21 protein-coding genes and 1 pseudogene are annotated in these 20,334 nt (G+C 69.6%); 13 read left to right on the forward strand and 9 right to left on the reverse strand.

Going from position 1 to position 20,334, the window contains the following annotated elements; genetic code table 11:
• Positions 1-3: 3 nt before the first annotated feature.
• Entirely contained in the window at positions 4-576 is a 573-nt protein-coding gene (locus ACZ7IB_RS03535; protein ID WP_470909496.1) for a hypothetical protein, read from the forward strand.
• Positions 566-2,262: pseudogene (locus ACZ7IB_RS03540) on the forward strand (relaxase/mobilization nuclease domain-containing protein). Before ACZ7IB_RS03535 ends, ACZ7IB_RS03540 begins: the two are co-directional and overlap by 11 nt.
• Before the next feature lie 31 nt (positions 2,263-2,293).
• On the opposite strand, the gene ACZ7IB_RS03545 reads toward ACZ7IB_RS03540, so the two are convergent.
• The 5 genes from ACZ7IB_RS03545 to ACZ7IB_RS03565 form a co-directional block, all read right to left on the reverse strand.
• Entirely contained in the window at positions 2,294-3,721 is a 1,428-nt protein-coding gene (locus ACZ7IB_RS03545; RefSeq protein ID WP_470908839.1) for a hypothetical protein, read from the reverse strand.
• Positions 3,722-3,844: 123 nt separating this feature from the next.
• Positions 3,845-4,390, reverse strand: coding sequence for an HAD domain-containing protein (locus ACZ7IB_RS03550; RefSeq protein ID WP_405691851.1), 546 nt, complete (start codon positions 4,388-4,390; stop codon positions 3,845-3,847).
• Between the two features lie 15 nt (positions 4,391-4,405).
• Complete coding sequence (locus tag ACZ7IB_RS03555; protein WP_470908841.1) at positions 4,406-5,098, reverse strand: class I SAM-dependent methyltransferase; 693 nt, start codon at positions 5,096-5,098, stop codon at positions 4,406-4,408.
• Positions 5,099-6,010: a phosphotransferase family protein gene (locus ACZ7IB_RS03560; RefSeq protein WP_470908843.1), complete on the reverse strand. Its 912-nt coding sequence runs from the start codon at positions 6,008-6,010 to the stop codon at positions 5,099-5,101.
• A gap of 75 nt (positions 6,011-6,085) precedes the next feature.
• Positions 6,086-6,835, reverse strand: a complete 750-nt coding sequence (locus ACZ7IB_RS03565; protein WP_470908845.1) for a hypothetical protein — start codon at positions 6,833-6,835, stop codon at positions 6,086-6,088.
• A 194-nt stretch (positions 6,836-7,029) separates the two neighbouring features.
• Between ACZ7IB_RS03565 and ACZ7IB_RS03570 the strand changes: the two genes are divergently transcribed.
• From ACZ7IB_RS03570 to ACZ7IB_RS03580, 3 genes are all read left to right on the forward strand, one after another.
• Complete coding sequence (locus tag ACZ7IB_RS03570) at positions 7,030-8,385, forward strand: tetratricopeptide repeat protein (RefSeq protein ID WP_470908847.1); 1,356 nt, start codon at positions 7,030-7,032, stop codon at positions 8,383-8,385.
• A 1-nt stretch (position 8,386) separates the two neighbouring features.
• On the forward strand, positions 8,387-8,923 hold the full coding sequence (locus tag ACZ7IB_RS03575) for an NUDIX domain-containing protein (protein WP_405684855.1): 537 nt from the start codon (positions 8,387-8,389) through the stop codon (positions 8,921-8,923).
• Between the two features lie 323 nt (positions 8,924-9,246).
• On the forward strand, positions 9,247-9,504 hold the full coding sequence (locus ACZ7IB_RS03580) for a hypothetical protein (RefSeq protein ID WP_405684853.1): 258 nt from the start codon (positions 9,247-9,249) through the stop codon (positions 9,502-9,504).
• Between the two features lie 468 nt (positions 9,505-9,972).
• On the opposite strand, the gene ACZ7IB_RS03585 is transcribed toward ACZ7IB_RS03580, so the two are convergent.
• Together ACZ7IB_RS03585 and ACZ7IB_RS03590 are read right to left on the reverse strand one after the other, a co-directional pair.
• Positions 9,973-11,640, reverse strand: coding sequence for a multicopper oxidase family protein (locus ACZ7IB_RS03585; RefSeq protein WP_266800510.1), 1,668 nt, complete (start codon positions 11,638-11,640; stop codon positions 9,973-9,975).
• Positions 11,633-12,139, reverse strand: coding sequence for a hypothetical protein (locus ACZ7IB_RS03590; protein ID WP_393697206.1), 507 nt, complete (start codon positions 12,137-12,139; stop codon positions 11,633-11,635). The genes ACZ7IB_RS03585 and ACZ7IB_RS03590 overlap by 8 nt, the downstream gene beginning before the upstream one ends.
• A 152-nt stretch (positions 12,140-12,291) precedes the next feature.
• Here ACZ7IB_RS03590 and ACZ7IB_RS03595 point away from each other — a divergent pair, with 152 nt between their 5' ends.
• The gene (locus ACZ7IB_RS03595) at positions 12,292-13,191 is read left to right on the forward strand and encodes a LysR substrate-binding domain-containing protein (protein ID WP_266800506.1); all 900 of its coding nucleotides are present in this window, start codon (positions 12,292-12,294) and stop codon (positions 13,189-13,191) included.
• Between the two features lie 199 nt (positions 13,192-13,390).
• Here the strand turns inward: ACZ7IB_RS03595 and ACZ7IB_RS03600 are convergent, their stop codons facing one another.
• Positions 13,391-14,164, reverse strand: coding sequence for a CPCC family cysteine-rich protein (locus ACZ7IB_RS03600; protein ID WP_470909498.1), 774 nt, complete (start codon positions 14,162-14,164; stop codon positions 13,391-13,393).
• Between ACZ7IB_RS03600 and ACZ7IB_RS03605 the strand changes: the two genes are divergently transcribed.
• On the forward strand, positions 14,103-14,942 hold the full coding sequence (locus ACZ7IB_RS03605; protein ID WP_470909543.1) for a hypothetical protein: 840 nt from the start codon (positions 14,103-14,105) through the stop codon (positions 14,940-14,942). The genes ACZ7IB_RS03600 and ACZ7IB_RS03605 overlap by 62 nt on opposite strands.
• 106 nt (positions 14,943-15,048) lie before the next feature.
• Here ACZ7IB_RS03605 and ACZ7IB_RS03610 read toward each other — a convergent pair whose 3' ends face one another.
• Entirely contained in the window at positions 15,049-15,846 is a 798-nt protein-coding gene (locus ACZ7IB_RS03610) for an AfsR/SARP family transcriptional regulator (RefSeq protein ID WP_470908850.1), read from the reverse strand.
• Between the two features lie 110 nt (positions 15,847-15,956).
• Here ACZ7IB_RS03610 and ACZ7IB_RS03615 point away from each other — a divergent pair, with 110 nt between their 5' ends.
• From ACZ7IB_RS03615 to ACZ7IB_RS03640, 6 genes are all read left to right on the forward strand, one after another.
• On the forward strand, positions 15,957-16,490 hold the full coding sequence (locus tag ACZ7IB_RS03615; protein ID WP_470908851.1) for a redoxin domain-containing protein: 534 nt from the start codon (positions 15,957-15,959) through the stop codon (positions 16,488-16,490).
• Positions 16,491-16,563: 73 nt separating this feature from the next.
• Complete coding sequence (locus tag ACZ7IB_RS03620) at positions 16,564-16,743, forward strand: hypothetical protein (protein WP_327273156.1); 180 nt, start codon at positions 16,564-16,566, stop codon at positions 16,741-16,743.
• Between the two features lie 73 nt (positions 16,744-16,816).
• The gene (locus tag ACZ7IB_RS03625) at positions 16,817-17,350 is read left to right on the forward strand and encodes a MauE/DoxX family redox-associated membrane protein (protein ID WP_470908853.1); all 534 of its coding nucleotides are present in this window, start codon (positions 16,817-16,819) and stop codon (positions 17,348-17,350) included.
• Between the two features lie 15 nt (positions 17,351-17,365).
• The gene (locus ACZ7IB_RS03630) at positions 17,366-17,920 is read left to right on the forward strand and encodes a TlpA family protein disulfide reductase (RefSeq protein WP_470908855.1); all 555 of its coding nucleotides are present in this window, start codon (positions 17,366-17,368) and stop codon (positions 17,918-17,920) included.
• Positions 17,917-19,749, forward strand: coding sequence for an ABC transporter ATP-binding protein (locus ACZ7IB_RS03635; protein ID WP_470908856.1), 1,833 nt, complete (start codon positions 17,917-17,919; stop codon positions 19,747-19,749). Before ACZ7IB_RS03630 ends, ACZ7IB_RS03635 begins: the two co-directional genes overlap by 4 nt.
• Positions 19,746-20,228: a S26 family signal peptidase gene (locus tag ACZ7IB_RS03640; protein WP_470908858.1), complete on the forward strand. Its 483-nt coding sequence runs from the start codon at positions 19,746-19,748 to the stop codon at positions 20,226-20,228. The genes ACZ7IB_RS03635 and ACZ7IB_RS03640 overlap by 4 nt, the downstream gene beginning before the upstream one ends.
• Positions 20,229-20,334: the final 106 nt, after the last annotated feature.

The raw sequence follows: 20,334 nt of genomic DNA on the forward strand, positions 1-20,334 counted from the left end.
GGGGTGGCGGAGGACAAGGCCGAGCGCCAGGGGGCGCCCGAGCTGGAGGAGGGGGTGGCTGAGGGCTCCTGCCAGCCCGCAGCCGACTCCGTAGGTCCCCGCAATCCCCCGGCCGATGTCCCATCGCTCGTCGAGCAGCCCTCCTGGCGGGATCTCGACGCCCCCGTCCTGCCCGCGCAGATGAACCGCAAGCGCACCGTGGAGAAGCGCGACCAGGAGAAGACCATCCGCTTCACGCGCACCGCGGTCCAGGTGATCAGCGCCGCCGCTCACCAGCGCGGTCAGAGGTTCGCCGGGTTTGTCGGGGACGCGGCCCTGGCTGCTGCGCAGGGCAAGGCGGGGATGGTCGGCAGTCCGGAGGATGATCCTCTGCGCCCGCTGATCGAGGCCGTCGAGGCGCACACGGTCGCGCTGAACCGCATTGGCGGCAAACTCAACCAGATCACCGCAGCCATCAATCGAGGAACCGTGCCCGAGCATGCCGAGGCGGTTCTGGACCGCGTCGAGCAAGCAGCACAGAACAGTTTCCATCTCATCGACCAACTCCTGGCGGACGGCACGGCTCATGGTTCCTGACATCTCCACCGGTTCCGACAGCCGCGGGCTGATCGCCTACCTCTTCGGTCCCGGCCGCCGCGATGAGCACACCAATCCCCACATCGTCGCCGCCTGGGACATGGCCGGCGCCCCGGACCCCGGCCGCGACTCGGCAGCCACTTACTCCCAGCTCGCCAGGCGACTCGACCACCACGTCGAGCTCCGCACCCGCGAGCTGGGCGGCAAGAAGCCACCGCAGCACGTCTGGCACTGCCCGGTCCGCACCGCGCCCGGTGACCGCTACCTCACCGACGCCGAGTGGGCCGAGGTCGCCCGCCGCGTCGTGCACGCAACGGGCATCGCCCCCGAGGGTGACGAGAGGGCATGCCGATGGATCGCGGTCCGTCACGCCGACGACCACATCCACATCATGGCCACCACCGTCCGCGCCGACGGACGCCGCCCACGCACCCACCAGGACGGCCGTCGGGCCCAGGCGGAGTGCCGCAGGATCGAGACCGAGTTCGGCCTACGCCGTTTGAAGTCCGGTGACCTCACGGCCCCCCGAACCCCACCGGCGCCGAACGCGCCAAGGCCGAGCGCCAGGGCCAGACGGTGACCGCATGGCAGTGGCTGCGCGAGCGGGCGTACGCGGTCGCCGCCGCCGTGCACACCGAGGCCGACTACTTCACCGTGCTGCAGTCCCTCGGCATCAAGGTCAAGACGCGCCTCGGCCCCGAGAGCGGTGACGTGATCGGCTACAGCCTCGCCGCACCCGGCGACACGAACAGTGCCGGCGAACCGGTCTGGTACGGCGGCTCGAAGCTCGCACCCGATCTCTCGATCAACCGCCTCCGCGAACGCCTCCCCGACCAGGAGGTAGCCGACCACCCCCGGTATGCGGCGGACCCTGCCGAGCAGTGGCAGCACGCCACCGCCGCCATGTTCAAGGCACGGACCACCCTCGATTCCGACGACGATGCCGCCGCCCAAGGCCACCTCGCCGCCTTCGGAGAAGCCCTCTACAACATCGCCAGCGCCACACCCGGCCCGCACCGAGCAGAGCTACGCGCAGCGGCCTCGGCGTTCAACCGCGCCCGCCGATCCGCCACTCGCGCCGACCACGACGCGGCCACCGCCCTGCGCCAAGCCGCCAAGGAACTCGCCTACGCCTCCAATGAACCCGGCGGACTCGCCATCGCCCTGCTCTTCGCTACCGTGCACCTGGCGCGCGCAGCCGCCAAGTGGCACGAACAGCGCGGCCACGAACAGCAGGCCGCAGCAGCCGACGAAGCCTTCCGCCACCTCCAGGCCGGCTACCAGCAGGCCGCCGCACCCGTCCTGGCGGACTTGGCCCACCGCGCACCACGAGCCGCAACCGCCCACCGCTTCGAGCAGGACGTTCGCGCGGCCCTCCCCGACCACGCCGACCGGATACTCGCCGACCCCACTTGGACTGCCCTGACCACAACCCTCGCCCACGCCGAAACCGCCGGCCACAACCTCCGACGCCTCTTGGCCGAAGTGGGCACCCAGCGGGAACTCGACAGCGCGGAGTACCCCGCCGAGGTCCTCAACTGGCGCATCATGGCTCAGCCGGGCAAGCGCGTTCAGGCAGCACGCAGGCGAAGCACCGTCACCGGCACATCGTCCATGCCCGCCGCGCCACACCTCTCAGCCACGCCAATGGCCATGAAGCCCGAAGAACGTACTCGGCACCACTGACGGCCAGGGCAGATGCTCTCGCCACGCCCTTTTAGGAGTAGTTCCACTCTTCGCTGGGCAGCGAGTGCCACAGGTCGAGCCAGTCATGGAGCAGGAAGAGCGGTCGGGACAGGACGACGTCGCCAGCTCGCTGGGGCCGGATCGCCAGGCCGAGCTCGGCGAAGACCGGATCGGCGGCGGGGCTGTACATCAGGCTGCCGGGCCGCAGTGTCGTGCGGTGGATGAGCCAGTCCTCCACGTGGGAAGGCGCGCAGCCGGTCAGCGGGGCCGCGTCCAGTCTCACCTGGGGGCCGGTGAGGGCGTCCACGGCGACACACCCCAGGCGGCCTTCATAGAAGAGGGCTCTGACCCCACTCTCGGCGAAGTCGGTGTAGTCGAGCTGTTGGTCTTCGCCGTGATGGGAGTAGGACGAGACTGCCGGTCCTTCGCCGAGGGCACTGGTGATCTCCTCCAAGGTCATCCCGAAGTGCAGGGGGCCGACTCCTACGTACGGAGTGAACGTCCACTCGGCGCGCTCCTCCTCCCTGGTGATTCGCCACGGGCCGCGGTACCCCGTCTCGCTCCCCGAAGTGGCCACGGGCTGCTCCGGTGCCGGCTCGTGCGGAGCAGCCGCTTGTGGGGGCGCGGTCCGGTCCTCACGCCGGCGGCCGAGTCGTTCCGGAGCCGCAGTGTCCTCGGGTTGCTCTTCAAGCCAGCGGATCGCCTGCTCCTGGCCCTCCCCGAAGGGGTCCTCCGCCAGAGCATGTGCCTGGTCCAGGGCGGCGAGGTGTTCCTTCTCTGCGGCGACGAGACCGGTGACGTTCTCGCCCCAGGCCGCCAGGCGCTCCCGAGCGATCCACCGGTAGTGCGAGTCTGCGCTCACGGCAAGGACCGCACGAGCGGCGGGTGCGTACCGGGGGACGGACGAGGCGAGGGCGGGGTCGGCCAGGAGCAGGGCGGTGGCCGCGAGCGCGGCCTCCCCCACCAGTGGATCATCGGCGTCGCAGAAATCCGCGATGCGGTCGTGGAGTATTGGCCGTGCTGCACGGGCGGCGGCCAGATCCTGCGCCGCCCCGATACCGTCCTCGACGTTCAGGCGGGCGATGTCGGCGAATGAAGCCAGCCAATTCAGCAGTTCGGCGCGGAGCGGTCGGCGGCCTGCCCTGCGCTCCCACCGGTCTTCGGCGAGAGTGCGCGGATCGTCGAGAAGACTAGCGACGACCAGGGCCGCCGGGGCGGTTGCTGGAAACACCCGCGCCTGATTGAGGAGCAGCCGGTACAGATCTCCGACCGCCCGCACCCGGCGGGCCGGGTCGGTGGCGAGCACCGCACCGAGGATGTCCGGTGTGTCGGGCACGCCGTGTCGGCCCGTGCAGAAGTGCGGCAGCTCCTCCCAGGCGGTGCCGGCGAGCTCGGCCTGCGCTGCGGGTGGCAGGGAGCTGGCGGGAGAATAGGGAAGGTCCGGGGTTTCGTTGATCACGGCCGCAGTGTTCCAGCCGACTCCGACATCAGGGGTGCCGATCCCTGCCACAGACCGCAGACGGCTCACGCTCGAGCAACACTCTGATGCCCTCGCTGCTCGCGACAGCGAGGGCATCAGTCGTCAGACAGCGCGGGCTGTGGGTAACTGCGAGGCCCATGTCGTGAGTTCGGTCAGGTGCTCAGGTTGCAGCCCGAGATGTGGGTCGGGCTGAACGATGAGGGTCGGCGCTCCCTCGGCGGTGCGCTCCGCCGCCCAGGCGTGGTCAAGGCTGGTGAAGTCGTCGTCGATCCAGACGGCGGGAGCTCTGCCGAGCCAGGTGTCGACGTGGTCGCGTTTCCAGAGGTAGCCGTCGGGGTGGCTGGTGGTGATCTGGGGGCGAGGCAGGTCGAGGTATGGGAAGTCGGGCAGCCCCAGGAGAGGGCCGATGATCGTGGTGGCGTCCCTGCGCCAACTCGTGCACCACACGGGGGTGACGAGCCCGCTGGTCAAGAGGCCGCTGAGAATGCCGCCGTGGCTCGGGTCGAGCCAGATGGGCACGGGGTCGTCGGGGTGCCGGCCGGCGGGCAGGACGGTGTGGCGGACGTGGGTGGGCGGGGTGCTGCCGTCGGCGGCCGGGAATGGGATGAGGACGCCGTCGATGTCCAGGAGCAAGTAGGGCAGGGGCATCATTTCCTCCGGTGGTCAGCTTTTGCGGGCGGTGATCAGGAGGGTGGTGGGCCACGGATCGCGGCGCGGGTGCCGCAGCTCCACCGCCGAGGTGGCGCGCAGGCCCGCCCGGGAGAGGTGAACTCCCCATCGGCGGGCGTCGAACTCCCATCGAGCGAGGGGCAGTCGGGTGCGGTCGGGCATGGTGACGTAGTCCTCGCGCGGACGGTCGTCCGTGGATGGATGTCTTCCGGCCCGTGCCGGGTGAGGGACGGAGAAGGCCAGGACACCACCCGGTTTCAGGCTTCGGGAAATGGCGGCGAGGAGTAGCTCGGGGGCGACGAGGCCAACGGCGCCGAAGACGGAGCGGATCGCGTCGAAGGTCCGGCCGGTGGCCTGCAGGTGGTGCAGTGCGTGACCGGCGGCGAACGTGGCGCCGTCGATGTGGCCGTAGTGGGAGCGGGCCCGGCGTACCTGGAGGCCGACCAGGTCCACCCCGGTGACGCGGGCCTGGTGGTACTTCGCGAGGTGGGCAACGTTGTGGCCGGGGCCGCAGCCCAGCTCCAGGACGTGCTTGCCGCACAGGTCCCGGCCCAGGATCTCGGCGCCGGGACCGATGCCCGCGTGGGTGCTCCACTCCATCCGGGCAGGCGCGGTGAGGGCGTGCGCGGGGGCAGCGGCCGTGCGCTGGGCCGCGTGGGCGTACCAAGGGGAGACCTGGGCGAGCACCTAGACCTCCAGGAGTTGGACCACGTCGTTCAGGTGGCGGCGGACAACGGGGATGTACGCGGGGTCCTTGGCCGGGTCGTTGATCCAGCGGATGGCCTGCTCCATGAACCACTCCACGGCCCACATGCGATGCCAGCCCAGTGCCCATGCCTCGGCTGCCAGGCCGCCCCGGGCTGCGAGGGCGTCCTCATGACCGCCTGCGGTGACGTACTGCTCCAGGAACACCCGCAGTCGGAAGGGGCTCGGCACGTCGGTGGTGCCGTGGTAAGAGGCGAGGTCGATCAGGCCGGGTCCGGTGAAGGCGCGTGCGAAGTCGAGGAGGTGCCAGCCGTTCTCCCCGATGTGGACGCTCGTGGGGTGGAACTCGGAGTGCACCCAGCCGAACGGGTCGAGCGTCGCCCCCTGGACACGCGCCTCGGCCGCGGCGGAGATCTTCCCCAGTGCGGTCTCGATATCGTCGCAGTCCGTCCATCGGTCGGTTTTCCGCAGCCGTTGGAGGTGATCGAGGGCTCGGCCGGGCAGGGCAGAGAGGCCCGCACCGTCGAGGAGGGGCAGACCGCCCGCCGGGCGGGCGGCGTGGAGCATGACGGCGGCGGCGACGCCGTCGAGGTCGTCTGCATCCCGTACGGGGGTGCCGAGGTCGTCCATGAGCATCCCGATCCACTTGTCCTGCATGGCGGTGGCGTGGAGCGCGGGGACCGGGAGCCCGCGCTGGTATGCCCCCCGCAGGGCCTGGGCTTCGCGGTCGAAGGGCTCCTTGGCGTACTTGAAAACGGCCGTGGTGCCGTCGGGGAAGGTGACGCGTTCGACGCCGGACATGCCCCAGACACGAATCTCGGCACGCTCGGGGAGGGGCTTGCCGACGAGGGTGCACAGGTCGTTAAGCAGGGTGACGGACAGGCTCTGATCCATGAGGGTCTCCAGGGGCTGGTGGGCTCCGGGGCTGGCGCGCGCGAGCTGGCCCGCCCCGGAGCCGTACTGGGTGGATTACTCCGCTGCGGTCACGCGGTGGGCGTAGACCTGCTCGATCCAGCCCGCCTTGAACTCGGCCAGGTCGTCACGGAAGTTGGCCATCGAGGCACCGTAGGGCGCGACGACGCCGCCGGACTGGTCCGGCACGGACTGGCAGCCGTGCACGAGCCGGCCTCCGAGCGCGGCGTGGGCCTTGATGGACTCGATCCGGCGGTGCTCGTTGAACCAGCCGCCGTGGTACACCTCGTCCAGCATTCCGCCCGTCGCGTCGTCCAGGTCGAAGACGACGGACGTGGCGGCGGGGAAGAACCAGCACGGGCCGACGTTGGAGATGTGCCCGTCCAGCTCGACCTTGTTGAGCGCCATCAGCGTGGCCGCCTCGCGCAGCATGCGCAGGTGGTCGGCGGTGATCTGCGGGAGACCGAGGCCGGCCAAGTGCTCCTTGCGGAAGAGGTACGAGTACACCCCGTACGCCGTCGCCAGCACGCGGGCCGCGTCGGAGGTGGACTCGCCGTGGTTCTTGATGAAGTCGAGCGCGAGCTGCTCGACCGCGCTCTCGGCCGTCTCGTCCACGTCGAGGAGCTGGGCCTTCACCAACTCCCAGTCGGAGACGAGCCAGGTGCTGGACCCGAAGCGGAAGAAGTACTCGGCCGGGTCGATGGTGATGCGCCGGCCGTCCACGTGGATGCCAGGCAGGCGGTTCCAGCGCGGGTCGAACGCCTCGGGCAGCTCGACCATGATGGTCGCGGTGTCGATGGTGGTCACCGTGTCTCCGTCTCTGATCGTCCGGGCCGGGGCACAGGAATGCCCGAGCCCGGTAGGGCGTACGGAACTTGGGGGCCGCCCGGCCCGAAAGTGGGGCGGCTGTCGATAAGTGAACCGCCCGCTACGCAGAGTGGGTACGGTGTGACCGAGGTCAAGCGGTATACACGGTTTACGGATCCGGAGCGGAGGCGATCGTGCCGACACCGACCAGCGCCAACTCCCGCCTGCGCGACACGATCAACGCCGCCGGGTGCACGTACGACGCACTCGCCAAGGACGTACGCCGCATCGCCGCCGAGAACGGCGAACTGCTCCAGACCAACAAGTCGGCCATCTCCCACTGGGTGGGCGGTGCCCGCACACCGTCCGGCCAGGCAGGCCAGTACCTCGCCGAAGCCCTCTCCCGGCGGCTGGGACGCGTCGTCACCCGAACCGAGGTCGGCCTCCACCCACCCGACACGGAGCCGCCACCGGACACCGACCCCGTCACCGCGGTCACCGACCTCGGTCGCGCGGACGTCGAGCGCCGCCGCTTCCTCGCCATCGCCGCGTTCACCACGGCCGGCGTGGCCATGCCGCTCCTGCACGACCACGAAGCCACCTCGCGGATGCTTCGTGCCCGCACCGCCCGTTCCCTCGTCGGCAGCGACGACATCGACGTCGTACGACAGATCACGGCAGCCTTCAGCGCCGCCGACGAACGGCTCGGCGGCGGGCACGGCCTGACCACAGTCACCGCGTACCTCGCCGACACGGCAGCCCCCATGCTGCGAGGCCGCTTCCCCACAGAAGCCTTACGACAGGCCGCCTTCGGCGCCGTCGCCGAACTCGCCTACCTCGCAGGGTGGAAACACCACGACCTCGGCCACGAAGGCGCCGCCCAGCGCTACTACCAGGTCGGCTATCAACTCGCCTGCGAAGCGGACCCCCACGGCCACGCCGCATGGATGATGCGTGCCCTCGCCCATCAATCCCTCAGCCTCAAGCAACCCCACCATTGCGTGGACCTCGTCAAAGGCGCGCTCGCCCGCGGCCTCGGCCACGTAGACGGCCAGACCGAAGCACTCCTCCACATCACGCACGCCCGCGCCTACGCAACCGTAGGCGAGAACCCATTGGCCGCTCGCGCTCTCCTCGCCGCCGAAGACGCACTCCTGCGCGAAGACGGGCCCCAGCCCAGCTTCTCCCGCGTCAGCGGCCCCGCCGCCGGCACCGTGGCAAGCCACACCGCACGCACGCTGACCGACCTCGCCGACCACATCGGTACGGAACAACAGCACCGCGACGCGCTCACTCGCTGGGACCCGGAGAAATACAAGCGAGTCCACGCCCTCACCCACGCCGACCTCGGCGACAACCTCGCCGCCCAAGCCCGTGCCGACGAAGCCGTTGCCGCCTGGACCCAGGCTCTCGTCCTCATGGAGGGCATGACCTCCGACCGCACCCGCAAGGCGATCACCTCGATCCGCTCGACGCTCGCGATCTACCAGCGCCGCCGCGTCCCCGGAGCCGCAGATCTCGCCCGCCGAGCCCGCGAGGCCCTCACCTAACATGCCCAACAACCTGCCCGACGAAGGGAACCCCGTGGCCCAGCAGACCGACAACCGCCCCCCAGCTCTCAAGCCGGCGCTCGACTCGATGACGTTGCTGGTCGCGGCCGTCATCGTCCACGACAAGGCCACCAACCGCGTCGTGCTCCTCCAACGCAGCGAGAACGCCAAGTTCGCCCAGGGGATGTGGGACCTCCCCGTTGGCAAGAGCGAGCCGGGCGAGCCCATTACCGAGACTGCGGTCCGTGAGCTCTACGAGGAGACTGGCCTCACGGTGAAGCCGGAGGCCCTCAAGGTCGCCCACATCATCCACGGCGCCTGGGGCGTTGAGTCCCCCAACGGCTTCCTCACAGTCGTCTTCGCCACCCACGAATGGACCGGCGAACCCGAAAACCGCGAACTCCGCAAGCACTCCCAGGTCCGTTGGGTCGACGCCAATGCCATCCCCGAAGCCTTCGTCGACACCACGGCCAGCGCTCTCCGTCTGTACTTGAATGGTGGTACCGAGGTCTCCCTGGCCGGCTGGTCAAAAGATTAAGCACGACAGGTCCAGTTCGATACGTCCCCTCGCCCGTACGACAGGCTCCAAGACCAGGACCGATCCGGTTGTCCGTCAGGCTCGACCTTGCACCCGCAGGATCGCCGATGCGCTCACCGGCGCCGTCGCGGCTGGCGAGCGACGGGCTGGAGGGAAGACGTACGCCCGGGTCGACAGTCGCCTGGTCGCTGAGGTGCTGCCAGGTTCCGGGAGGCGCGGGATGCTCACCGCTGCACAGATGCGGCAAGGCGCCTCAATGTGCCAGCCATCACTCTCGGTGCATTAATCGTCGCATACTGTTCCGGGCTCGCTACCCTCCACGTGTGAATGATGAGCGGGGGCAGAGCCCCAACGAAGTGATCATCTGGGGCTACAAGTACACATGCAACATGTGTGATTCACACATGGATGACGAGACTGCAGAAGCCGCAGAAGAACGTCGCGCCGAGCACCGCGAACGAGCACACAGTGGCATGAAGCCCAACGCGGGCGACCTGATCGAGAAGTTTGAACCCGTCGGGAACCAGTACCCGAAGAGTCGTCGAGTGGGGGCGGATGGATCATCCTCGTCATCCTCGTGATCGGCTTTCTGGCCGCCAAACGGTGACCACGCCCCGGCGTAACTGAGGTTCCCTCGGTGTGCGGGAGGTGCTGAGTAGCTGGTCAGAGTGGCCGCGGCCCTTCGGAACCCCCCATATCGAGGTGGCCGCGGCAAGCACCGACACTGTGGAGTAGAGGGAGGGCTGGCTGTGGACTGGCACACTGCCAGTCCGCAGGGCACTCGTAAACGGCCGTCGGGAGCCAACGTATCCCAACGGGAAAGTCCCAGGTCAGGGCCCTGGACGAGGCTCCGCCGCAGGTCAGGATCAGTCCGCAGACATTCTGCTTCAACGTTTAATTGAAGCTTCAACTAAATTGCGCGTCCTGTAAAGCCGCAGGTCAAGAGGGGTCCGTCAATCCGAGACGGGCCCCTTTTGCGTCTCCATCGAAGGCCGGACGGTGCTTTGGTGCTGGATGTTGTCCCGGGAGCGGGGCCTTCTGTGGAGGTGTCAGACGATTTCGAGGTTGGCCATCATTCCCATGTCCTCGTGTTCGGCGTTGTGGCAGTGGAAGAGGTAGCGGCCGCGGTAGCCGTCGAAACGGGTGATGATCTCTGCCGATTCGCCCGGCCGCAACGAGATGGTGTCCTTGAGGCCCGCGTCGTGGCGCAATGGCCGACCGCCGCCGCGTGCGAGTACATGGAAGCCGACCAGATGCAGGTGGACGGGGTGGTGGACGTCGGCGATCAGCCGCCACACTTCGACATCGCCGAATCGGACGGTCACATCGGAACGGGCGGGGTCGAACGGCTTCCCGTCGATCAGCCATCCATGGCCTCCATGCATCCGCCCGGCGCGGAAGGAGATCTCGCGCACCCTGGTGGCGTCCGACCGCCGCCAGGTCGGCAGATCCCTGGAGAGCACGCGCGGGATGCGGCTCCTGTCGGTGACCTTGCGTGCGACCCGGAAGGCCATCACGTCGCGGGTACGCCCGGAGCCCAGCCGGTTGACGACTCTGACGCGGGCACCGACCGGGACGCCGGCGAAGTCGATGATCACGTCGTAGCGTTCGGCCGGTGCCATCGGCAGGAGCCGGTGGGTGACCGGTGCCGCGAGCAGACCCTGGTCGGCGCCGATCTGGACGAGATCGATCCGGCGTCCGTCGTCGGTGAGCACTTCGAGTTCGTAGTGCCGGGCGTTCGAGGCGTTCAGGATGCGCAGCCGGTACCGGGCCGCGTCGACCTCGTGCACGGGCCACGGGGCGCCGTTGACCAGGATCACGTCACCGAGCACTCCAGCGAGATAGGGCTCGCGAACACCCGGCCGGTTGCGCAGGGTTGGGTCGAGGGAGGGGTAGTCGAGGCTGCCGTCGGCGGCGAACGCACGGTCGGCGATCATGAGAGGCAGTTCGTGCCGCCCCGCGGGCAGGCCGAGCGCGTCCTCGGTATCGTCGCGCACGATGTGCAGTCCTGCGAGGCCACGCCAGATCGCGGGGGCGGTGAAGTCCATCCGGTGGTCGTGGTACCAGAGCAGCGTCGCCCGCTGATTCAGCGGGAACGTATAGCCCCGCGTCGGCCCGGTCACCACCGCCCGCGGATCGTGCATGGCGTCCCTGCCGTGCGCGCCCATGCCGCGCCCACTCATGTCGCGCGTGCCCATGCTGTGCCCGCCCTGGCCGGTACGGGTGGCGTCCGGCCATCCCTCGGGCAGGACGAGATCGGTCGGGTATCCGTCGGCGCTTGCCGGGGTCCGTCCACCGTGCAGGTGCACCACCGTCGGCACCGGCAACTCGTTTCGATGCCTCACGGTGATAGGCCGACCGCGGCGCGACTCGATCGTCGGTCCCGGGAAGGTGCCCCCGTACGTCCACATCGGCGTCCTGACACCGGGCAGTATCTCCACGGTCGCCTCGCGCTGGGTGATCTCGTAACGGTTGGCGCTGCCCGCCGTGCTGACCGGCGCCAGCACGGCGGGAATGGGCAACGGCACCTGGAACGCGGGCGGCAGCGGCACGGCACTGCGCAGTTCGTCACCGGTGAACGACGGGCGGCGGGCCAGCGCGGCCGCGGTCGCCAGCCCGGTGGCCGCCGTCAGCCCGAGCGCCCCGCCGATGCCCAGCGTCTGGCGCCTGGTCACTCCACGGGCATGACCGGACCGGCCGTCATCCTGCTCACTCATCGTCATCCCCCTCATGCCCCTCCTGCTTCGACTCCGTCATGGTCTGCACCCGTTCGTGCGGGGAGCGCGGTCGTGGCCGCAGTGGCCGGCGCCATACGGTGATGAACACCACGGCAAGCGCGACGACGGTGGCCACCCCCAGTGGCAGATGCAGCCACAGCGCGCCTTCCATCCCGGCGAAGTACTGCACCGTCTCGGCAGCCACCAGGGCCGACGTGGCAAGGAACGGCCAGATCTGACGCAGCCGAACCCAGACCACGATCGCCGCGATCAGCTGCACGTAGCTGACGGAGGTGGTGACGTTGGCGCCGAACTCGTGCCAGCGCAGGCCGTCGTAGTCACCGCTCAGGAACAAGCCGGCGAATACCGGCTGGCCGAAGATCGCAACCAGATGCACGCTGACGACGGCCCGCAGCACCCACCCGCTGAGCCTTCTCCGATGCGCGCTGCCGGAGGAGACCGGCATGGTCGGGTGGGACTTGTCGACTGCGGTGGCCATGGGCGTACTCCTCACTCTCTTCTCGATTCGGGATCGCCCACGACGCTATGACCAAAGAATCATTCTGTCTAAGATCAATATCGCTATGCAGCTATCTCGCTGGAGGCATGACCTCGGTGCCGCCGCGGTCCAGGACGCGAACGAGGAGGGCCATGGATCTGAACGCACTCAGGCAGTTCCTGGTGGTGGCGCGGCTGGAACACCTCAGCCGCGCAGCCGACGAGCTGCACATCGCCCAACCGTCGCTGAGCCGCACCATCGCCCGGTTGGAGAGCGAACTCGGCACCCCACTGTTCGATCGGGCCGGCCGACTCCGGCTGAACGACACGGGCAAACTCTTCCGCGGTTACGTCGAACGCTCCCTCGGTGAGCTCGATGCGGGAAGGCGAGCCGTCGCCGAGGCCACCAGCGAGGGAGTGGGCGCCGTGAGACTGGCGTCGGAAACATTCCTCACGCTCACCGGGCCGCTGGCGGCCTACAAGCGAGCTCATCCCATCATCGAAGTCGAACTCAAGTGGACGCCGGCCGAGGACATGGCCCGCCGCCTGCGGGCCCAGGACGTGGACCTGTGCCTCGCCTCACAGCCGATCAACGCCGATGGTTTGGAGGCGATCCAGCTACTCGATGAGGCGGTGGGGGTGGCCGCGCCACTCGGTCATCCGCTGGCCGGCCGTACCTCGGTGAGTATCGATGAACTCGCCGAACAGCCCCTCGTCACCGCCCGCAAGGGGCACTGGCAACGACGACTCCTCGACCGGCTCTTCGCCGCCAGGGACCTCAGACCGAAGATCGTCTGCGAAGTCGACGAGCCCAGCGCCATCGCTGACCTGATCGGCGCGGGACTTGGCGTCGGTCTTGTCCCCGCCATCGCGCGGCGTACTGCCACCCGCACCCCTCTCGTCTGGATCACCGTCGACAGCCCCGACTGCCGCCGCACGCTCACCCTGTACTGGGGCGTCGACAGCCACCTCTCAACCGCCGCCCGCCTGATGCGCACCACCATCACCAGCTGGAACTGGAACACCCACGAACCGCAGGAGGAACTCGGGTGATCGCCGGCCTGTCGTCCACGGGCGGCGCCGGCACCGCTGCCGGGAGACCTTGCAGAACGCCATCCGGCCCGCGCCCCGCATAGGCCGCGCAGGGCTGCGGGGATGGCGCCGGAGCCGATGCCGATCAGTTCTGCGCGGGTGTCGTCCGACGGGCCGGTCGAGTCGTCGAGCTGCTGGATGAGTCTCTCGATGTGGGTGGTCATGGGTGGTTCCGGCGCCAGAACGTGGGGAGCCACCAGCAGAGCACCGAGCGGTCGGCGGGCCACGGGGCGCGGTCCTCGGTTGCCCAGTCCTCGAAGGAGTCGCGCGTCAGGTCGATGGGACGCCAGGCGGCGTCGAGCGGCTCGTCCTCGGCCGGCGGGCGGACGTACCGCCGGCCGTGTTCGTCGCAGGCTCCGAAGTCCTGGTAGTTCCGCTGGGCTTCGATCAGGGAGACCTTGTTCGCTCCGCCGTCCATGGTCGGCCAGCGGAACTGGACCCCGTCGTCCTCCCAGAAGCAGACGGGGCAGATCTCGTACGAGCCGGGCATCGCGTCCAGTACGCGGTGTCCGCAGCAGGGACAGGGGTAGAAGTCGCTCGCCTGCGCAGTCTCGTTGCAGGCTCTGCGGGTGCGCCATGGATTTCTCTGCCGCGGCGCCCCCGGCCAGTCCGCAGTCAGTCCGCAGGACACTCGTAAACGGTCGTCGGGAGCCAACGCATGCCAACCAGGAAAGCCCAGGTTAGAGCCCTGTAGGAGGCTCCGCCGCAGGTCAGGTTCAGCCCGCAGACATTCCGCTTCAACGTGTGAGCGGACGAAATAACACCACGTTGGTGGCCTGGCAAACGTGCAGGTCAGGTGGGGTCGGCTCTTTCGGGGGTTGGCCCCTTCCTCGCAGCCCGCTATCACTATTGAAGCGTCCGCTGAGAGTGCCGTGATCCACGAGAGTGCCGTGATCCACGTCTCGGTCGCGGGATTCGATGCCGTCCAGCCCACCGAGGCGGATCTGCCACGGCCGGTCCGGGTAGCCGACGGTCCCGAGCGGGAGCCCTCCTGGGGCGTCGTCCACGCCCTGTCGCGGGCCGCCGATGGGCGTGCCATGTCCGTCCTCCTCACGCCCCACGTCCCACAGCCCGACTGGCCGTCCGGATGGCTCACTGTGACGCGGATGACGGAGGAGGGCCAGGACGAGGTGCGGGCGCACGTCCTGCGGTGCCCGGCGGACGCGCCCGGATCCTGGCGGGGCGTGTACACCCACGAGAGCGTCCCGGCCGAGCGCTTCTTCACCTTCACCCAGGACGCCTTTCCCCGGCTGCTGCTCGCCGACTCCCTGCGCCTGCGGCACTTCAAGGGTTCCTATGTCGAGGAACTGCCCTGGCTGATGCGGCTGCCGGGGGCCCTCGACGACCACTTCGCCCGGACCCTGGCCGAGCGCGGCGGGGACCGGAACCAGGTCATGCGCAGGTTCAAGGTCCTGGACCTGGAGATCTCGCCCGAGAGCCCGAACACGAAGAAGAACGCGAAGGCGTGGGAACAGCGCAACGTCGGCCACGGGGGCCACCTACCGTTGCGAGCGGCACGGAAAGCGACTGTGGGACCGCGACCGGGTGCACTTCTCCCTGCCGGTCCCCGAGCGCGACGACCGGATCCTGGGCGGGATCTTTGTGGGGCATCTGGCGACCTGAAAGGGGACGGTGGCCTCTCTCCGCCGTCGGACACGCGGGTGGTGCGTCGGGCCGTGGCGCTCCGTATGGCAGGTGGGGTGCGGTGCTGAGATGGCGCCCCGTGCTGGGATGGCGCCGGGGAATCTGATCCCTCGTCACCCGTCATCACCCCTGCTCACCTCTACCGTGCCGGGCCGGTGGGGATGCGGTGGTGCATCACGCGGCGCCCAGGGCGCCACAGCGGAAGATGCGGCGGTCCACGGGATTGCCCCGCAGGATCGCCTCGCGCAGATCCTGCAGCTCGCGGCTCAGATCCAACCCCAGCCGCGCGGTCATTCGTGCTCGCGCCGAGGACAGCACTCGCAGCGCATCCGCGCGACGGCCGCACTCGTAGAGAGTGGCCGCACGGAAGGCCAAGAGCATCTCGTGTTCCGGATGGTCCTCGGTGAGCCGCGCGAGCTCCGCGGCCAGCGACCAGTAGTTACGCAGCTTGAACTCCGCCGCGACACGCAGCAGTTGCGCCGAGATCAGCAGTTCGTCGAAAGCGGTGCCGATACCTCGGCGTGTCCGCTCGGATGCGACGTCCTCCAGCACCGCCCCCCGCCACTCGGCCAGGGCGGACGAGGCGAGTCGTGAAACCTCCTGCGGCTCGGTGCCCCGCTGGGCCCGGTTGACCAGCTGAGTGAAGCGGTGCAGATCCACCAGCTGCGGATCGCCGGTCAGGGTGTACGTCGAACCGCTCCGCACCAGCCGCACCGACCCGTCGCATCCGCCCTGGCGAAGGCTCGCCCGCAGCCGGCAGACATTCACATACAGATCGGCCCGGGACCGCGGTCGTTCGTCCTCGTCCGACAGCAGCTCGATCAACCGGTCCATCGGGAGCGGCCGGCCCATCTCCAGCAGGAGCAGACCCAGCAGCAGACGCTCGCGGCGGCGACCGATGGCTCTGGGGCGCCCGTCTACGGTCCACTCAACTCTGCCGAGCACTCGAAAATGCGACCCCGTGGCAAGCATGGCGGCAATGATGCTCAGCTCGTCATGTTCCTGGCAAGGTCTTGGCATCCTCCCGACAGGCCCCATCTATCACACTGCTCTCCCGTGCAACCGCGCCAGGGGGTCGAAACTTGCCTTACGTCATTGCCGGTCTGGTGCTCGTCGGAGCCGTCGCCCTGCTCAACCTCGTCCTGCTCGTGGTCATCCTGCGCCGCTGGCAGGAGCTCGAAGTCGTACGCCGACGCGACGACTTCGCATCCCAGGGGCCGCAATCCGGAGACGGACTCCCGGACTTCACCGCCACCGCGCTCAGCGGCCGGACCCTGACCCAGGACGACTTCCGCTCCGGGGAGCTGCTGCTGGGCGTCTTCTCCCGCGACTGCCCGTCCTGCACCGACAGCCTCCCCGACTTCGCCGAACGGGCCGACCGGGCCCGGGCAGCAGGCGGCCGGGTCCTGGCCCTGGTGATCGGCGCCGAAGCCGGCGAGAGCAGCCTGACCGCCCAACTCGTCGGACCGGCGGACGAGGTGGTACCGGAGCCCGAGGCATCACCACTGTTCCGCGCCCTGCGCGTCCCTGCCTTCCCCACGATCCTCAGCTACCAGGACGGCGTTGTCGCCGCTCCCTCCGCCGCCGGCCGCGAACCGGTATCGGCGGCCTCCTGAACCCCGGTGCGACCGCGGACCGCGGTCGCACCGCGGAGTACGCACATCCCATCCACACAGGAAGAGGAGAACCATGCGCACACTCAAGGCCGGTGCGGGCCGCCTGATCGAGCGGATTCTGCCCAAGGCCGAAGCCGAGGCGGGCTGCCCGCCGGACTGCTGGACCGAGTGGAGCACCAGCGCCCAGCGGTGCCGCCGCTGCTGCTACACGGGCGCGTGCGGGGTCAGCTGCGGCAGTTGGGACTACTGCTGAACAACCACGGGGCGGGCCGCGTGCGGCTCGCCCCGTGCCCGCCGGTCCAGGACCCATTCTTTCGGAGTCACCCTTGTCCGACCTGCTGCTCGTCTGCCGCCTGACCCTGATCTGCGTGCTGGCCGTGGCCGGCCTCGCCAAGCTGCGCGACCGCCGCCGATTCGCCACGGCACTGGGCGACCTCACCTACCTGCCGGCCGCAGCCCGGCCGGCTCTCGCCGTCCTGGTGCCCGTGGCCGAGCTCCTCGCCGCCGTGCTCCTCGCCCTGCCCCGGACGCTCACCGCGGGCCTGGCCGTCGCCGCCGCCCTGTGCGCGGCATTCAGCGCCGTCGCCGTCACCACCATGCGGCGCCGCAGCTCCGCCGGCTGTCCCTGCTTCGGCAGCAGGACCACCGTGCCCATGGGCCCCTGGCATGTCGCCCGCAACGCCACACTCACTGTGCTCGCCCTCCTCGGCGGCGCCATCGCCCTCACCCACGGCACCACCACCCCCCTCAGCGCCCCCGCGCTCGCGCTCGCCGTCGCCACCGCCGGCTATCTCACCGCGTTCGCCGTCTTCACCGACGACCTCGCCTTCTTCTTCTCCGCCCGCACCGGCCAACGCTGAAAGGACGATCACGCAGTGAGCTACGCCATCGCCGGCCTCGCCCTTCTGGCCGCGGTCACCCTCCTCAACGCCCTCCTCACCTTTGCGGTCATCAAACGCTGGCGCGCCACGATAGCCGCCCCCGCCCCGGCCGCCGCGGTCTCGGGCCCCCCGGCCCTTGCCGTACACGAAGGCGACCCCACCCCCGCTTTCACCTTGCACACCCCCCGAGGCGAAGTCAGCGAATCCACCCTGGCCGGGCACCCCGCCCTCATCTGTTTCCTCCGCCCCGACTGCGGGCCCACCAGGGAAAGCCTCCCCGAGATCCAACGGTGGACCGAGGCGAACAGCCCGTCAGGCGCGCATCTCGTCGTCGTCATCAGCGGGCAGCCCGCCGACGCCGGTCCCCTGCTCGAAGCAGTCGGCCCGCACACCGAACTCACCGCCACCGAACCGCCGAACGGTTCCGTCGCCGGCGCCTTCGGCGTACGCCACCACCCCACCTTCGTCCTCCTCGACGCCGACGGGACCGTCACCGGGACAGGCATCGGCCAAGGTTCCCTGCCCGCGCTCAACCTCCTCACCGCATGAGCAGGCAGTCCACCTCCCGGACGGCCGAATTCCTGCGGGGCCTCACCGCCGTACTCGCCCTCACGCTGCGGGCCTGCCCCGGGGCCCTCGCCGTCCGCGTCGCCACCGTCGTCATCGCGGGTACGGCCCCCGTAGCCGCCTCCTGGCTGCTCAAGTACGTGGTCGACAGCCTCACCGCGGACGACTTCCGCGTCGCGGACCTCAACTGGGCCGCGGCCGGCATCGGCCTGCTCACTGTCCTCCTCGCTGCCGGCTCAGCCGTCTCCTCGTACGCCGACGGCCGTATCCGCCGCGCCACCTCCACCCAGGCCCAGAGCGACCTGCTCAAGGCCGTCAACCGGCTCAGCGGTCTGTCCAAGCTCGAACAGCCCGCCTTCCACGACCGCCTCCAACTCGCCATCCAGAGCGCGCAGGGGGCCGAGCGCATCGTCGGCGCGGCACTCCAGGGCACCCAGGGGATCCTCACCATGGCGGGCTTCCTGGGAAGTCTCCTGCTCATCAGCCCCACCCTGGCCGCCGTCCTCGTCGCCGCGGCCGTTCCGGCCCTCTTCGCCCACCTGGCCAACAGCCGTCATCGCGCGGACATGTTCTGGCGCACCAGCAATCTCGCCCGCCGCCAGATCTTCTACCGAGGGCTCCTCACCGACACCCAAGCGGCGAAAGAGATCCGCCTCTACGGCCTCGGTGACTACTTCGCGCAGCGCATGCGCGCCGATCTCGACAGCATCAACGGGCAGGAGGAGCACCTCGACCGCCGCCTCGCCACCTACGAGACGGCCCTCGCCGCCCTCGGAGCCGGCGTCTCCACCGGCGCACTCGTCTGGGGCGTGCACCAGGCCGCCACCCATGCCCTCACCGCCGGTGACGTATCCCTCCTCGTCGCGGCCCTCGCCGGCATGCAGACGGCACTCATCAGCCTGGTGGGGTGCATCGCCCAAAGCCACCAGACGGCCCTGCTGTTCAGCCACTACCTGCATGTCACCCAGGTCCGGGACGACCTCCCCGCCCCGGCCGCCCCGATCGCCCCACCGCCGCTGAGTCGCGGCCTCGAACTCCGGGACGTCTGGTTCCGCTACTCCGACGACGGACCGTGGATCCTCCGCGGCATCAGCCTGACCATCCCGCACGGCACCAGCCTGGCCATCGTCGGTCTCAACGGGGCCGGCAAGAGCACCCTTGTCAAACTGCTGTGCCGCCTCTACGACCCGCAGCGGGGCAGCATCCACTGGGACGGCATCGACCTCAAGGACTTCCCGGCGGACCAGCTGCGCCGGCGAGTCAGCGTTGTCTTCCAGGACCCGATGGAGTACGACCTCACCGCCGGGGAGAACATCGGCCTCGGTGACCTCGGCTCTCTCCACGACCACGGGCGCATCCACGCCGCCGCCGCCGACGCGGACATCCACACCGCCCTCGCCCGCCTCCCACAGGGGTACGACACCATGCTCAGCCGGATGTTCTTCCCCGACGACACCGAAGACACCAGCCCTGGCGTCCAGCTGTCGGGCGGCCAGTGGCAGCGCCTCGCGCTCGCCCGGTCCCTGATGCGTTCCGAACGGGATCTCATGATCCTCGACGAACCCAGCACCGGCCTAGACGCGGTCGCCGAACGCCACGTCCACGACCGGCTCACCTCACTCCGCCAGGGCGCGACGAGCATCCTTGTCTCCCACCGCCTCAACACCGTCCGCGCCGCAGACGCCATCGTCGTCATCGCCGACGGAACCGTGCAGGAGGCAGGCACCCACGAGCAGCTCATGACCGTCCACGGCACCTATGCCGAGCTCTTCACCACGCAGGCCGAGGGCTACGAGGAGACCGTCCGGTGAGCGTCGCGGTCCCGGTGCTCCTCGCCCTCGCGGTACTCCTCTTCCTCGCCGCGGCCCTGACACTGGCGCGTCGGCGGCTGCTGGCCGTGACCGTCCGCGGGCACAGCATGTCGCCGGCCCTCATGCCCGGCGACCGGCTCCTCGTGCTCCGCGGCGCGCGCCGCGTCGCCACGGGCCGGGTGGCCGTCGTCGTCGCCCCCCACCCCGAGCACGGCTGGCACGGCCCCGCGGGCACCACCCCCGACTCCTGGTACGTCAAACGCGTCGCCGCCGTCGCCGGAGAGCCCGTACCGCACTGGGCCGGCCGATGCCCCGGTACCCACGTGCCGCCGGGCATGCTCGTCCTGCTGGGCGAGAAGCCGGGCTCGCGGGACTCCAAGCAGTGCGGCTACTGCCCCGAGGACAAGGTCATCGGGGCAGTTCTGCTCCGTCTGCGGGCCGCTGCGGCTTCTGGTGCACCTTCTTCGCTTCCTTCTTGAGGCCGGGACGTACCGTACTGGGAGGTGCTGGGATGGCCCGCGTCAGAACGACATCTGTGCAGGTGGCAGCTCTGTGCTCGGCATTCCGCTTCGATGCCCGACGCGC

It is taken from the genome of Streptomyces sp. NPDC037301 (genome assembly GCF_055602785.1).

Bases quoted from the DNA above. Each gene is read 5' to 3' on its own strand.
- ACZ7IB_RS03550 (WP_405691851.1), bottom strand. From the start codon at position 4,390: ATGCCCCTGCCCTACTTGCTCCTGGACATCGACGGCGTCCTCATCCCA.
- ACZ7IB_RS03560 (WP_470908843.1), bottom strand. From the start codon at position 6,010: ATGGATCAGAGCCTGTCCGTCACCCTGCTTAACGACCTGTGCACCCTC.
- ACZ7IB_RS03575 (WP_405684855.1), top strand. From the start codon at position 8,387: ATGCCCAACAACCTGCCCGACGAAGGGAACCCCGTGGCCCAGCAGACC.
- ACZ7IB_RS03585 (WP_266800510.1), bottom strand. From the start codon at position 11,640: ATGAGTGAGCAGGATGACGGCCGGTCCGGTCATGCCCGTGGAGTGACC.
- ACZ7IB_RS03590 (WP_393697206.1), bottom strand. From the start codon at position 12,139: ATGGCCACCGCAGTCGACAAGTCCCACCCGACCATGCCGGTCTCCTCC.
- ACZ7IB_RS03595 (WP_266800506.1), top strand. From the start codon at position 12,292: ATGGATCTGAACGCACTCAGGCAGTTCCTGGTGGTGGCGCGGCTGGAA.
- ACZ7IB_RS03610 (WP_470908850.1), bottom strand. From the start codon at position 15,846: ATGCTTGCCACGGGGTCGCATTTTCGAGTGCTCGGCAGAGTTGAGTGG.
- ACZ7IB_RS03620 (WP_327273156.1), top strand. From the start codon at position 16,564: ATGCGCACACTCAAGGCCGGTGCGGGCCGCCTGATCGAGCGGATTCTG.
- ACZ7IB_RS03635 (WP_470908856.1), top strand. From the start codon at position 17,917: ATGAGCAGGCAGTCCACCTCCCGGACGGCCGAATTCCTGCGGGGCCTC.